This window comes from Robiginitalea sp. (genome assembly GCF_982776155.1).
This window is the reverse complement of the sequence record NZ_CEXZKX010000001.1, coordinates 336,570-349,974: the sequence shown is the minus strand read 5'-3', so window position 1 is coordinate 349,974 and position 13,405 is coordinate 336,570. Positions and strand designations below refer to the sequence as shown.

The window sequence follows — 13,405 nt, the reverse complement described above, 5'->3', positions numbered from 1 at the left end:
TTATATCTTTTTCCTAAACAAAATGATTGTATCTTTGAACAAAGTACCTGATGAAGTGTTATCAATTGCAAGCGGAACAGTCCCTGGCCCTTTCCAAACAAGAGGCCTGGGACTTTCTGTCCAACCCGGCCAACCTGCAGCGCATCACCCCGGCCCATATGGGCTTTAAAATACTGGAAGGCGCCGACCGGCCTATGTATCCCGGGCAAATCATCCACTATGTGGTTTCCCCGTTTCCAGGGATTCGCACCCGATGGGTCACTGAGATAACCCATGTTCGGGAAGGAGAATATTTTGTAGATGAACAGCGATTCGGCCCATACGCCCTCTGGCACCACAAACACTTTATCGAGGCCGTCGAAGGCGGCGTCCGGATGACGGATGTCGTGGACTACAAATTGCCCCTCGGATGGCTGGGCCGGTTAGCTCACGGGCCTGTGGTTAAAAGACAGCTGACGGCCATTTTCCGGTACCGGGAGGCCGAACTCGACAAACGGTTCGGCAAGCTTCCCGGGAGACCTTCCGCCCTCACATTTAAATCGCTTTGACAATGAAAAAGAACTTATTGATTATCGGCGGTTCCTCCGGCATTGGCCTGGAACTCGTCAAGCTACTGAAAGACAACCACAACATATATACGGCCTCCCGGAAACCCGGCCCCCTGGAGGACCTCGGTGTCCCGCACACAGAACTGGACGTCACCGGGGATTTCGATTCCCTGGATGGGCTGCCGGATACCCTGCACGGGCTGGTCTATTGCCCGGGAAGCATCAATCTGAAACCGTTTAAAATGCTCAGCGTGGATGCTTTTAGCCAGGATATGGACCTGAATTTTACCGGCCTGGTCCGGGTACTTAAAGCCGTGATGCCGCGCTTTGCCGAGTCGGCCAGCCTGGTTTTCTTCAGCACGGTGGCTGTGGGGAACGGCATGCCCTTCCACAGCAGCGTGGCGGCTTCCAAAGGGGCCATCGAAGGCTTTGCCCGTGCCCTGGCTGCCGAATACGCCCCCCAATTGCGCGTGAACGTGGTGGCCCCTTCCCTGGTGGATACCCCCATGGCTTCCCGCTTGCTGAACAATGAAAAGAAACAGGAAAAAATGGCGGAACGGCACCCGATGAAGCGGGTTGGAAAACCTTCGGATATCGCGCACATGGCGGCCTTCCTGCTTTCGGATGAAAGCGGATGGATGACCGGCCAGGTCCTTGGGGTGGACGGGGGCCTGAGTACCATCAACCTGAGTTAAAATGGGCAAATCCGTCAACATCTTCTGGTTTCGGCGCGACCTGCGGCTCGAAGACAACCGGGGCCTGTGCGAAGCGCTGGGCGCGGGCAGGCCCGTCCTCCCCATTTTTATTTTCGATTCGGAAATCCTGGACGGGCTGCCGGCGGATGACCCCCGGGTTACGTTCCTCCACGACCGTTTGCAGGAGCTCCGTTCCCGCATGCAGGAAAATCAGGGCAGTTCCCTGGCAATCTACCACGGGAAGCCCCTGGAGATTTTTAAGGAACTGGCATCGGACTGGGACGTCGGGCAGGTGTTCACAAACCGGGATTACGAACCCTATGCCCGGGATCGGGATGAGCAGGTGGGCCAATGGCTCAGCGAGCAGGGAATTGAATTCCACACATTCAAAGATCAGGTCATTTTTGAAAAGGACGAAGTGGTCAAGGATGACGGCGACCCCTATGTGGTTTACACCCCCTATATGAAGAAATGGAAGCAGGTCTTCCGGGACACCCCCCTTGCGACGTTCGATTCCGCTGGCCAACTGGGGAACCTGATCGCACATTCCCGGTTGCCCAACCCGGACCTTGCCGATTTCGGCTTTGAACGCTCCGCGATTCCCGTTCCGGATTATGATATGGGCGGGAAACTGATTGACGCATACGAAGACAACCGGAATTACCCGGCCCGGGAAGGTACCTCCCGGTTGGGACCCCACCTGCGCTTTGGCACCATCTCCATCCGACAGGCGCTGGGGAAGGCCCTGGAATCGTCCAATGAGACATTCTGGAACGAGTTGATCTGGCGGGAGTTCTTTATGCAGATCCTCTGGCATTTCCCGCGTACGGTCCATGAGGCCTTCCGCAAGGAATACGACCGCATCGCGTGGCGGAACGACGAATCGGAATTCGAGAAATGGCGGGAGGGCCGCACCGGCTTTGCCCTGGTGGATGCGGGCATGCGGCAACTCAATGCATCCGGGTATATGCACAACCGCGTACGGATGCTCACGGCGAGTTTCCTCTGCAAGCACCTGCTGATCGACTGGCGTTGGGGGGAGGCGTATTTTGCGGAAAAACTACTCGACTACGAAATGGCCAGCAATGTTGGCAACTGGCAGTGGGCAGCCGGGAGCGGCGTAGATGCGGCCCCCTACTTCCGGATCTTTAACCCGATGACCCAGGTAGATAAATTCGACAAGGATAAATCCTATATCCGGGAGTGGATACCGGAATACGGCACGGAGGATTACCCCGAAAAGATGGTAGATCACAAAGCGGCCCGGGAACGTTGCCTGAAGACCTATAAGGCCGCCCTGGATTAGGCAGACCCGGCGCCCTTACCAGGCGAGGTCCGCCATCAATTGTTCCTGACGGGCCCGGCGCCCCTCGAGCGTGCGTGCGTAATCCAGTGCGTGGCGGGTTCCAAAATCCGCATAGGATCTGCGGGCCCAGTCGATGGCAGCATCCAGGTCGCCGTTGATTTCATTGATAATCGCCATGTTGTAGAAAGCCCTGCCGGCCACCTTCCCCTTCGGATGATCGGTCTCCCGTTCCCAAAGCCGGGCGGCACCGTCCCAGTCACCGGTTTGGGCCAGTCGCTTGCCGCGCACAAATAAATCGCTTCCCCTTACAAAATAGTCGCGGCCCACGCGAACACGTCGGGGTTCCAGCCTGCCGCCGTGGCGATACCCCGTTCGCTGGGAAAGCTCCAGCACCCGGTCCTTGCGCACTCCGATGGATTCCAGGGCGGCTACCGGGTTGATCCCCTGTCCGCTCACCAGGAAACGATCTGTATAGACCCATTCGTCTACCGGCAGGGGAAGGTCCGGGAGGTAGATTCGCCAACCGTTGCGCACCTCGGTATCCAGGTCCAGCTTATGGGCGGGGACGGAGATCGGCAATCCGAGGTCACCGGGCAATTCCATCATCCCGAGTTGCAGATTGACCCGGGTATCCGTATCGTAAAAGGAAAGGGAAAAGATCCCATCCAGCCCGTGGGTGGTGCATAACTCCCGAATCTGTTCCCGGGTAAGCGGCGCGGGCATGCCCCGCAGCCCGCGGGCTACTTGCGGCAGTTCCTCCAGGACCACCACAGCTTCATATCGGTTGGATAGGCGCAGGCGATCTGCCAGGCCCTCTATGGCGGCGGAAGCCCCGAGGGAATCCAGTTTCATGCCCTCTGCGGAAAGTACGGCATCGATCTTTGCGAGGCCCCGGTTGCCCTCAGAGGGAAGGGAGCGGTTTATGATGCCGATGCGCTGGACGTTCCCGGGCAGCATTACAGCCGCCGGTTCCGTGACAGTCATACTCAGCCGGTTGGTTGCGCTGCAGGATGGGGCCAACGCGAGGACACCGGATAACAGGCAAAATTGAAAGATTCGTCTCATGGCGTAGGTTTTGTGGATTTTATATCGGTTCCCTGCGGTTGGCATATGGGGGCCATTCCCGGGGCAATTCCCACCGATTTTTTCCAGTTCCTATTCAATTAACAGGCCAATCCGGCAAAAATTGCATTTTTTCGATGGAATACACCTTCATTTCCGGCCGCGCGGTTCCGGGGAGACATCCATTTTTTGGTATATTTAGGTGCCCGCCAGAAAGCCGGGCAGACGCAGCGACTAATTCAAATACCACTATGAAGAAAAGCTTACTCCCCTTGGGCCTGTTATTCGGCCTGTTTGTGCACGCACAAAAAATGGGCCCCGAAAAGCGGGCTATTGTCGAATCCATCAATGCCCACCAGCAGGAACTGATCGCCCTGAGCGACTCCATATGGGCAGCGGCCGAAGTGGCCTTCCAGGAAAACATATCGAGCCGGCTACTGGCCGATTACGCCGAGGAAAACGGCTTCACGGTAGAACGGGGCGTTGCCGGCATGCCCACTGCCTTCGTTGCCACTTACGGCAGCGGCAGCCCGGTGATTTCGGTACTCGGGGAATTCGATGCATTGCCCGGGATCTCCCAGAAAGCCCAACCCACCAAGGAGGCTTTGGACCCCGGGGGCGCCGGCCACGGATGCGGGCACAACCTCTTTGGCACCGCCAGCTTGGCTTCAGCCATTGCCGTCAAGGAACTCATCGAGGCGGGAGAGCTCTCCGGAACCGTCAAATTCCTGGGCACCCCGGCCGAAGAAAAGTTTTTCGGCAAAATCTGGATGGTCCGGGAGGGCCTCTGGGACGACGTGGACGTCAACCTGAGCTGGCATCCCGGAGCCGAGATAGAGGCGGATGTCCAGAGCACACTGGCCCTGGTAGATTTTAAGGTCGAATTTTTCGGCCAGGCAGCACATGCTTCCGCCGATCCGTGGAACGGGCGCAGCGCCTCCGACGCGTTGGAGCTCTACACCACCGGCATCAATTATTACCGGGAGCACATCCAGCCAACGGTTCGCATTCATTATCACATACAGGACGGGGGCCAGGTAGTCAATGTGGTCCCGGATTATTCCCGGATCTGGGTGCGGGTTCGGGATACGAAACGGGAAGGCATGATGCCCGTATACGAACACGTGCAAAAGATGGCGGAAGGCGCCGCAATCATGGCGAATGTAGATTATAAAATCTCCCTGATATCCGGGATTTACGAAACGCTCGTCAACCGTACAGGGGGCGAGGCGATGCAAAAAAACCTCGAATTGCTGGGGCCGATCGAATACACCGCATCCGAGCAGGAATTCGGCAAAAAGATACAAATGGCCACCGGGAAGCCCCAGGTGGGCATGGACAGCGAAATCCGGCCGCTGAAAGCCACCCGCGAAAACCCGGGGGGCGGATCTACGGATGTGGGAGACGTCAGCTGGAATGTCCCCAATATCAACCTCGGGGTAACCGTGGCTCCCAAGGATACCCCCTGGCACTCCTGGGCAGTGGTTGCATGCGGGGGGATGAGCATTGGCCACAAAGGCATGCTCTACGCGGCCAAGGCCATGGGGATGACCATGGTTGATTTGTTCAAAAGCCCAAAACTGGTGGAGGCCGTAAAAGAAGAATACCGGGAACGCAAAGGGGAGACAGTATATGAACCGATCATCCCGGAAGGACCGCCACCTATTAATGCTGAAAAATAACATGGCAACTCATACGCTTATTGACAATTCGGAAGAGAAACGCTACGAATTTCGGATCGGCGACCAGGCGCCGCGAATTGAATATATACGCACCAAAGACAAAATCTACCTGACCCATACCGAGGTCCCCGATGAGCTGGAAGGCCAGGGCATTGGCAGTTCCCTGGTGCGTGCCGTCCTCGAAGACATCGAGAAAAAGGACCTGACCCTGGTGCCGCTCTGTCCGTTCGTCGCCGGGTATATCAAAGAAAACCCCGAGTGGAAAAAACTCGTGCTAAAAGGGATTAACATCGAATAATATGAGCGACGAAATCGTAAAAGAATATTCAAAGGGCAATTTTCACGTCATCTGGAAGCCCCGCAAATGCATCCACTCAAAAGTCTGCGTCGAGGCACTTCCGGAGGTATACCGCCCGCAGGAGAAACCCTGGATCAAACCGGATCACGCCTCCGAGGAGGCGCTGCGGGAGCAGATCGACCGGTGCCCGTCGGGTGCCCTGGGTTACCGGGAAGACAGCCGGGCAGGGAAGCAACCGGAGTCCAAAGGGGCCGTTAAAGCGCAGGTGGTGAAAGGGGGGCCTTTGCTGGTTCGAGGTTCCCTGGAACTGGAGTCCCCGGACGGGGAGCAGACCCTGGAGGGCAGCACGGCTTTCTGCCGCTGCGGCGCCTCGGATAACAAGCCGTTTTGCGATGGCAGCCATAAGGACGTGGAATTTGACAACTAAGGCCTTGCGGGCCGCCGAACAACCCATTTAACCAAATATGAAGAAATTACTACTGCTTGTATTACTGTTCGCCTGGGGCGGGCTGTGGAGTCAAAAATTCGATTTCACCTACGACCATTACTCGTTTATCGTTGAGGATCTGAAGAAAACCGGGGACTTTTACGCCGATGTGCTGGGCCTTGAGGAGATCCCGCACCCATCGGATACTTTAAATTTCCGTTGGTTCCGCATCCGCGGGAATACCCAGGTACACCTGATCCGGAAAGACGAGGTACAGAAGTCCGAGAGCAAGAGCGTCCACCTGTGCCTGGCGATCAAAGACCTGGACGGCTACATCGAATTCCTGGAATCCCGGGACATCCCCTACTGGGATTGGCCGGGGAAGATCAATACGGTGACCCACCGGGCCGACGGAGTGCGGCAGATCTACCTGCGCGACCCGGAAGACAACTGGGTGGAGATCAATACGGCAGAACACGAATTCAACTGATCCCCGCTATGGCAACATCTCCCCGTATATTCCCGTTGGGCTTTCCCTGGGAAACCCCGGACCCCTTCCTGTTTTGCGTACACCATCTGGATAAATATCCCAGCGGTAATGCGGATATGGGGCCGGACGCATCCCTGGAAGGTCGTTCCCTGGGTAACGACTTTACGCTCCGCGACGGATGGCGTATGTACCACGGGCGGTCCGTCCCCGGATTTCCGGCCCACCCGCATTGCGGATTTGAAACGGTGACCATCGTAACGCGCGGATTCTGCGACCATGCGGATTCCCTTGGGGCGGCAGCCCGCTTCGGGGAGGGCGACGTCCAATGGATCACCACGGGCAGGGGCCTGCAACACTCCGAGATGTTCCCGCTCCTGGACCGTCAGGGACCCAATACCCTGGAATTATTCCAGATATGGCTCAACCTCCCCGCCCGGGGTAAACGGGTGGAGCCTCACTTTAAAATGCTCTGGAAGGAGGACCTGCCGGTTATCCAAAAGGAAAAAGCGACCATTCGGCTGGTAGCGGGCAGCTACGACGATGTCCAACCGCCGTCACCCCCTCCGAACTCCTGGGCGGCCAATCCCGACAACCGGGTGGTAATCGCCCTGATTGACCTCGCGCCCGGGGCATTCATCTCCTTGCCGGAAACGGAGGAAGGAACACACCGCCGGCTCTACCTGTTTGAGGGCACCGGCCTCAGCATTTCCGGGGATGGGGCGGGCGAAAAGACCATCTCTGTGGAAAGCGGAAAAGGCGTGGAACTAGCCCCCCGGGCCTGCCAACTGCGGAGTGGGGAGGAACCGTTGCGCATCCTGTGGCTTCAGGGGAAACCCATCGACGAACCCGTGGCCAAATACGGGCCGTTCGTCATGAATACCCAGGAGGAGATCGAACGCGTTATGGGGGAATTCCGGGCCACGCAATTTGGCGGCTGGCCCTGGCAACATCAGGATCCTGTCCACAAGCGGGATGCCAACCGGTTTGCCAGGTTTCCGAACGGCACCGAAATCAGGAAATAACAAGTTACCGTTCAGACCCGGGTAATCCGGGCTCCGATTGCCTGCAGGCGCGTGTCGATGGCCTCGTACCCGCGATCGATTTGTTCGATGTTGTGAATGGTGGACGTCCCTTTTGCCGAAAGGGCGGCGATCAGCAGGGAAACGCCGGCGCGGATATCCGGAGACACCATGGTGGTTGCCTTGAGCGTCGATTGGAAATTGTGGCCGATGACCGTGGCCCGGTGCGGGTCGCAAAGGATCACTTTTGCCCCCATGTCCAGCAGCTTATCCACGAAGAATAACCGGCTTTCAAACATTTTCTGGTGGATGAGGACTTCTCCCCTGGCCTGTGTCGCCACTACCAGGAGGATACTCAGCAGGTCCGGCGTCAGCCCAGGCCAGGGCGCGTCTGCAATCGTAAGGATGGACCCGTCGATGTAATTCTGTATTTCATATCCGTCCGTATGGGCCGGGATATGGATGTCGTCGTCCCGGCGCTCCAGGGTGATCCCCAGCTTCCGGAAGGTCGTCGGGATCAGGCCCAGGTCGTCCCAGCTCACGTCCTTGATGGTCAGCTCGCTTTGCGTCATGGCGGCCAACCCAATCCAGCTGCCGATCTCGATCATATCGGGGAGCATGCGGTGCTCGGTTCCCCCCAGGGATTCCACCCCTTCGATGGTGAGCAGGTTAGACCCTACCCCTGTGATGCGGGCCCCCATGCGGTTCAGCATTTTACACAATTGCTGCAAATACGGTTCGCAGGCAGCGTTGTAGATGGTAGTTGTACCTTCCGCCAAAACTGCGGCCATGACGATATTTGCGGTACCTGTAACGGAGGCCTCATCCAGGAGCATATCGGTTCCTTTGAGTTTTTTGGCCTCCACCCCGTAAAAGTGTTCCTCCTTATTATAGCGGAAGGATGCCCCCAGCTTGATAAACCCTTCAAAATGGGTGTCCAGCCGTCGGCGTCCGATTTTATCCCCGCCCGGCTTCGGGATATACCCCTGCCCGAATCGCGCCAGCAGCGGGCCCACCAGCATGATGGAACCCCGGAGGCTCCTGCCATCCGCCTTGAAGGCATCGCTTTGCAGGTAGTCCATGTTAATATCGTCCGAACGGAAGGTATAGGAACCCTTGCCCTTTTTCTGGATTTTAACCCCCAGGTCCTCGAGGATTGCAATGAGTTTGTTGACATCCACGATGTCCGGGATGTTGTGGACAGTTACGGGTTCGGATGTCAGCAGGACGGCACAAAGTATCTGCAAGGCCTCGTTCTTGGCCCCCTGGGGCGTGATTTCACCCTGCAGGCGATGCCCTCCTTCAATTCTGAATGATCCCATGTGTATTAATAGCGCTTTTTGCCCCGGCTTCCCCGCGAGCCCTTCTTCCCGGAGTTGCTGCGGCCTGAAGATTTGGTAGTCCTCGTTTGTTGCTGCTTGAGGAACTGGCCGCTTTCGGTGAGGTTTTCCCCGTCGGAGGCCAGGTCGATTTGTCCGTCGCTGAGTTCGAAAAGGTGCTGGAAGATGACCTTGTCGTCGACAGTATCCTTGTTCCAGTTCAGGTAGCACTTCTTCATGTGGTTGGCGATGGCGTATTCCAGCCCGTCGCGCTTATCCCCTTTCTCCCACTGGATGGCCTGGTCGATCATCCGCTTGATGTTGTTTCCGTAAAACCGGTATTTTGGGTGGTTTTGGGGATAATCCAGGGGTTCCGGACGTTGCTGCAGGGTTTCCTTCGGGGTGATGGGAAACGGGGAATCCACATCCAGTTTAAAATCGGACATGATGAATAATTGATCCCAGAGCTTGTGCTGGAAATCGGGAACGTCCCGCAGGTGCGGCTGCATGTTGCCCATAACACTGATAATGGCCTGGGCAATCCGGTTGCGTTCGTCCCGGTCTTCGATGCCGACGCAGTAGTCGACCATTTTCTGAAAATGCCGCCCGTATTCCGGGATGTGCAGGTGCGAGCGTTCGGTATTGTATTCGAGGTGATCTATTTGAGTCAAAAGGATAGAGGCTAATTAACGAATTCGATGTTGCCCGGGAAGTTCCGGGGCTCGCAAATTACTGAAATTATATGAGATTACCATAATCAGAGCGAAATGACGCCCGGTATTTTTCCCACTTCCCGGTAATAGGCAATGACGGCATCCGGGTCCGGCAGGTTAACAGTTACGGACAGGCTCGTGTACTTTCCCTTGCGCGACTGTTTGGATTCGATAACCGCCCCCGTATTGTCAAAAACCGACTGGATCCTGCCGATTTTATCCGGGTCGGACGGGACGATAAACTTATAGAGGTAATCGGATGGCCAGTTGGCGGATTTCTGTAATTCCGCCTTCAGCCTGTCGTAGAATTCAGCCTTGTCTTTTGAATCCATGCCCATTTGTTTTTGCAAAGATACAAGACGCCGGCCATTTCCCCCTGCCGTCGGGAATATGTATTTTTGCGGGGAGCAGCCGATTGTCCGGACACCTGCGGCCGCCTGCCAGCTATTGACTTATGAAGAAACGAATCGTAATCACCGGAGGGCCCGGAACGGGTAAAACGGCCCTGGTCAGCCAGCTCGAAAGTCTCGGGTATCCCTGTTTCCACGAGATTATCCGGGAGATGACCCTCAGGGCGCGTCGGGAAGAAACGGGGACGGCCCACCAGACGAACCCCCTGGCATTTGTCCGAGACCCGCTCGCCTTCAACAAAAAAATCCTGGAAGGCCGCATGGAGCAGTTCCGGGCTGCAGAACAACTGCAGGACCCCGTGGTATTTTACGACCGGGGCCTGCCCGATGTGATTGCCTATATGGACTACTTCAAGCAGGACTACGATGCGTACTTTACGGCTCCCTGCCGCCAGATGCGCTACGACATGGCCGTAGTGCTTCCGCCCTGGAAGGAAATCTACCGGCAGGACCACGAACGCCTGGAGAGTTTCGAGGAGGCCTGTGCCATCCACAGCTGCCTGGAAAGGAGCTACCGGGAATGCGGATACGAGGTGCACGCGCTCCTTCCGGGCACCCTGGAAGAACGCTGCCGCGAATTGTTAGACCTCATCGGAAACCAAAATGACTGATCCCCGGACCATCCTGAGGCAGTATTGGGGCCACGATTCCTTCCGGGGCTCCCAGGAGGCAATGATCCGCGATGTCCTGGACGGCCGGGATGTTATCGGGCTCATGCCCACCGGGGGTGGTAAAACCCTGTGTTACCAGGTCCCGGGCCTGATCCGGGAAGGCATTTGCATCGTCGTTTCCCCACTGATCGCCCTGATGGAGGACCAGTTGGCGGGCCTGCGGGCAAAAGGCGTCAAGTCTTTGGGGCTGTTTGGCCGCCTGTCCGAAGAGGACCTGCTCCGGCAACTGGACAATGCCGCCTTTGGGCAATACCGCTTCCTGTACCTCTCCCCGGAACGACTGAAACAGGACATCGTCCGCCAGCACCTGGAGCGCATGCCGGTCTCCCTCCTGGCCATCGACGAAGCCCACTGCATCTCCCAGTGGGGTTTCGATTTCCGGCCCGCCTACCTGGAATGCCGCGTATTGCGGGAGATGCATCCCGGCGTCCCCACCATTGCACTCACCGCCACAGCTACCCCGCAGGTGCTCGGGGACATTACCGGGTTGCTCGGCCTGGAGGAAGCCCGGGTATACCGGGATTCCATCCGCCGCGAAAACCTCCGGTACGCCGTCAGCCGGTCCGAGGACAAGCGGTACCGGCTCCGCGCCCACCTGGAATCGGTAGCGGGAAGCGCCATCGTCTACGTTCGGACCCGGAGGAATACCCTGGCCGTTGCCGCCTTCCTGAACAAGCATGGAATTCAGGCAGGCCCCTACCACGGGGGGATGACCCAGGCGGCAAAATCCGATGCGCTAAGGGATTGGCAGGCAGGCGCACTCCGCGTGATCGTAGCTACCAATGCCTTCGGCATGGGAATCGACAAGTCGGATGTCCGGACCGTGGTACATTTCGAAATACCCGAAACCCTTGAGCATTACTACCAGGAAGCCGGCCGGGCGGGCCGGGATGGCAAACCCGCCAGCGCGCTTTTGCTCGCACCCGAGGCGGATTCGGACCGGACAGCGGAATACTTCCTGGGCAACCTGCCGGAAGTCGCCGACCTGATACAGGTTTACCGCAAACTCAACGCCTATTTCGGAATCCCCTATGGGGAAGCCCCCGAAATTCCGCTCCCTTTTCGGTTTGAAGCCTTCTGTGAAACCTACGGCCTGCCAGCGGCAAAAACGTACAACGCCCTGGAAATCCTGGACCGGCAAGGAGTTATCTCACTGCTACAGGTTTTCAAGACCACCCTGAAGATGCGGCTGACGTGTTCCAAAACGGCACTCTGGGAATATTTGGACACCTACCCGGACCTACAGCAAACTGTCCACATCCTCCTGAGGACCTACGGGGGGCTCTTCGATTTTGAAACCCCGGTTGGCCTGCGGTCCCTGGCGCGAAAACTCGCCGTCCCGGAAGCCAGCCTGCTCACTTCCCTGAAACGCCTCGAGAAGGATGGGCTCGCGGACCTGCAGGTCCGGGAGGGGGACATGGAGGTGTTTTTCCTGGTCCCCCGGGAGGACGAACGAACCATCCACGCCTTCGCCAAATCCGTCAAAACCCGCCTGGAGGTCCGGGCCGGGAAAGTAGGGCAGATGCTCGCCTATATCCGGGAGGTAAAAGATTGCCGGCAGGCAGCCCTGATGCGCTATTTCGGGGAAGACGATCCGGGGCGCTGCGGACACTGCGACCTGTGCGCCCCCAGCCCGGGCCACCCGGGTATCCGCGACAAAGTCCTCCGGGAACTCAGGCAGGGCCCGATGACCTCCCGGGAATTGTCCCGGGCGGGTTGCCATCCCGAAAATCAATTGCTCAGCTGTTTGCAACACCTCCTGGAAGAAGGACGGTTGCGGCTGGACAAACAGAATCAATACACCCTGGTATGAAAGATCTCAATATCGCCTTTATGGGCACCCCGGAATTTGCGGTAGCCTCCCTGGATGCGCTAATCCGAGCGGATTTCAAAATTGCAGTCGTGGTAACCGCGCCGGACCGGCCGGCCGGACGCGGCCGGAAACTCCGGGCCTCGGCCGTAAAGTCCTATGCTGTGGAAAAGGGCCTTCCCGTACTGCAGCCCACCAACCTGAAAGACCCGGACTTTGTAGAGCAGCTTGCCTCCTTTGGTGTCAACCTGCAAGTGGTGGTCGCTTTTCGCATGCTGCCCCGACAGGTCTGGGAGTTCCCGGAATATGGCACCTTCAACCTGCACGCCTCCCTCCTGCCCGATTACCGGGGGGCGGCCCCCATCAACTGGGCAGTGATCAACGGGGAACGCACCACGGGCGCAACCACCTTTTTCATCGATGAGCAGATCGATACGGGACACGTCATCCTGCAGGAATCCCTGGAGATCGGCCCGAGGGAAAATGCCGGGCAGTTACACGACCGGCTGATGGCGCTCGGGGCCGGGCTCGTAGTGGAGACCGTGCGCCAGATTCAGGCAGGGACGGTTACCACCCACCCGCAGCCCGAGCCGGAGCCGGACAAAATAGCCCCGAAGCTCTTCCGGGATGATTGCCGCATTGACTGGAAAGCCCCGGCAGCGCAAATCGACAACCTGATCCGCGGGCTGAGCCCCTACCCAACGGCCTGGACGCAACTTGAGACCGGTTCCGGCACCACCACCTGCAAAATCTACGCAGCACGGCCGGCAGACATCCCTTCAAATGGCAGTCCGGGCGACCTGCATGGTATGGACAGGAAGTTATTTGTGGATACCTCGGACTCCCAGTTGGAAATCCTCGAATTGCAGCCGGAGGGAAAACGTCGGATGCCCGTTTCGGATTGGTTGAATGGCACCGAGCTCAAAAAAAATGACCGGTTTCGCTGAAGCCCCGT

Annotated in this window: 15 protein-coding genes; 11 read left to right on the top strand and 4 right to left on the bottom strand. The window is 57.7% G+C overall.

Annotated features, from left to right (window positions below; all coding sequences use genetic code 11):
- Positions 1-50 precede the first annotated feature (50 nt).
- From AC3DKS_RS01380 to AC3DKS_RS01370, 3 genes are read left to right on the top strand one after another with little or no spacing between them, the layout of a single operon-like run.
- Positions 51-548, top strand: coding sequence for an SRPBCC family protein (locus AC3DKS_RS01380; protein WP_015754707.1), 498 nt, complete (start codon positions 51-53; stop codon positions 546-548).
- Between the two features lie 2 nt (positions 549-550).
- Positions 551-1,243: an SDR family NAD(P)-dependent oxidoreductase gene (locus AC3DKS_RS01375; RefSeq protein WP_015754706.1), complete on the top strand. Its 693-nt coding sequence runs from the start codon at positions 551-553 to the stop codon at positions 1,241-1,243.
- Between the two features lies 1 nt (position 1,244).
- On the top strand, positions 1,245-2,549 hold the full coding sequence (locus AC3DKS_RS01370; protein ID WP_015754705.1) for a cryptochrome/photolyase family protein: 1,305 nt from the start codon (positions 1,245-1,247) through the stop codon (positions 2,547-2,549).
- A 15-nt stretch (positions 2,550-2,564) separates the two neighbouring features.
- On the opposite strand, the gene AC3DKS_RS01365 is transcribed toward AC3DKS_RS01370, so the two are convergent.
- The gene (locus AC3DKS_RS01365; RefSeq protein ID WP_272607196.1) at positions 2,565-3,614 is read right to left on the bottom strand and encodes a DUF6340 family protein; all 1,050 of its coding nucleotides are present in this window, start codon (positions 3,612-3,614) and stop codon (positions 2,565-2,567) included.
- Positions 3,615-3,862: 248 nt separating this feature from the next.
- Here AC3DKS_RS01365 and AC3DKS_RS01360 point away from each other — a divergent pair, with 248 nt between their 5' ends.
- Genes AC3DKS_RS01360 through AC3DKS_RS01340 form a run of 5 tightly spaced genes read left to right on the top strand, consistent with a single transcriptional unit; the run spans position 3,863 to position 7,530 of the window.
- Complete coding sequence (locus AC3DKS_RS01360; RefSeq protein WP_015754703.1) at positions 3,863-5,293, top strand: amidohydrolase; 1,431 nt, start codon at positions 3,863-3,865, stop codon at positions 5,291-5,293.
- Between the two features lies 1 nt (position 5,294).
- Positions 5,295-5,591: a GNAT family N-acetyltransferase gene (locus AC3DKS_RS01355; RefSeq protein WP_041327740.1), complete on the top strand. Its 297-nt coding sequence runs from the start codon at positions 5,295-5,297 to the stop codon at positions 5,589-5,591.
- 1 nt (position 5,592) lies between these two features.
- Complete coding sequence (locus AC3DKS_RS01350; RefSeq protein ID WP_015754701.1) at positions 5,593-6,018, top strand: (4Fe-4S)-binding protein; 426 nt, start codon at positions 5,593-5,595, stop codon at positions 6,016-6,018.
- A 37-nt stretch (positions 6,019-6,055) separates the two neighbouring features.
- Complete coding sequence (locus AC3DKS_RS01345) at positions 6,056-6,508, top strand: VOC family protein (RefSeq protein WP_015754700.1); 453 nt, start codon at positions 6,056-6,058, stop codon at positions 6,506-6,508.
- Positions 6,509-6,516: 8 nt separating this feature from the next.
- Complete coding sequence (locus AC3DKS_RS01340) at positions 6,517-7,530, top strand: pirin family protein (protein ID WP_272607195.1); 1,014 nt, start codon at positions 6,517-6,519, stop codon at positions 7,528-7,530.
- A gap of 11 nt (positions 7,531-7,541) precedes the next feature.
- On the opposite strand, the gene murA is transcribed toward AC3DKS_RS01340, so the two are convergent.
- The 3 genes from murA to AC3DKS_RS01325 all read right to left on the bottom strand — a co-directional run bounded on the left by murA (position 7,542) and on the right by AC3DKS_RS01325 (position 9,897).
- Entirely contained in the window at positions 7,542-8,849 is a 1,308-nt protein-coding gene (gene murA, locus AC3DKS_RS01335) for a UDP-N-acetylglucosamine 1-carboxyvinyltransferase (protein WP_015754698.1), read from the bottom strand.
- Between the two features lie 5 nt (positions 8,850-8,854).
- The gene (locus AC3DKS_RS01330) at positions 8,855-9,517 is read right to left on the bottom strand and encodes a DUF4290 domain-containing protein (RefSeq protein ID WP_272607194.1); all 663 of its coding nucleotides are present in this window, start codon (positions 9,515-9,517) and stop codon (positions 8,855-8,857) included.
- An 86-nt stretch (positions 9,518-9,603) separates the two neighbouring features.
- Positions 9,604-9,897, bottom strand: a complete 294-nt coding sequence (locus AC3DKS_RS01325; RefSeq protein ID WP_015754696.1) for a DUF493 family protein — start codon at positions 9,895-9,897, stop codon at positions 9,604-9,606.
- Between the two features lie 116 nt (positions 9,898-10,013).
- Between AC3DKS_RS01325 and AC3DKS_RS01320 the strand changes: the two genes are divergently transcribed.
- The 3 genes from AC3DKS_RS01320 to fmt are packed head-to-tail and all read left to right on the top strand — an operon-like array spanning position 10,014 to position 13,397.
- The gene (locus AC3DKS_RS01320) at positions 10,014-10,580 is read left to right on the top strand and encodes an AAA family ATPase (RefSeq protein WP_015754695.1); all 567 of its coding nucleotides are present in this window, start codon (positions 10,014-10,016) and stop codon (positions 10,578-10,580) included.
- Positions 10,573-12,453, top strand: coding sequence for a RecQ family ATP-dependent DNA helicase (locus AC3DKS_RS01315; RefSeq protein WP_272607193.1), 1,881 nt, complete (start codon positions 10,573-10,575; stop codon positions 12,451-12,453). Before AC3DKS_RS01320 ends, AC3DKS_RS01315 begins: the two co-directional genes overlap by 8 nt.
- Positions 12,450-13,397 (top strand): methionyl-tRNA formyltransferase, encoded by a 948-nt coding sequence (gene fmt / locus AC3DKS_RS01310; RefSeq protein WP_272607192.1) that lies wholly within the window; start codon positions 12,450-12,452, stop codon positions 13,395-13,397. Before AC3DKS_RS01315 ends, fmt begins: the two co-directional genes overlap by 4 nt.
- The last annotated feature ends 8 nt before the right edge of the window (positions 13,398-13,405 follow it).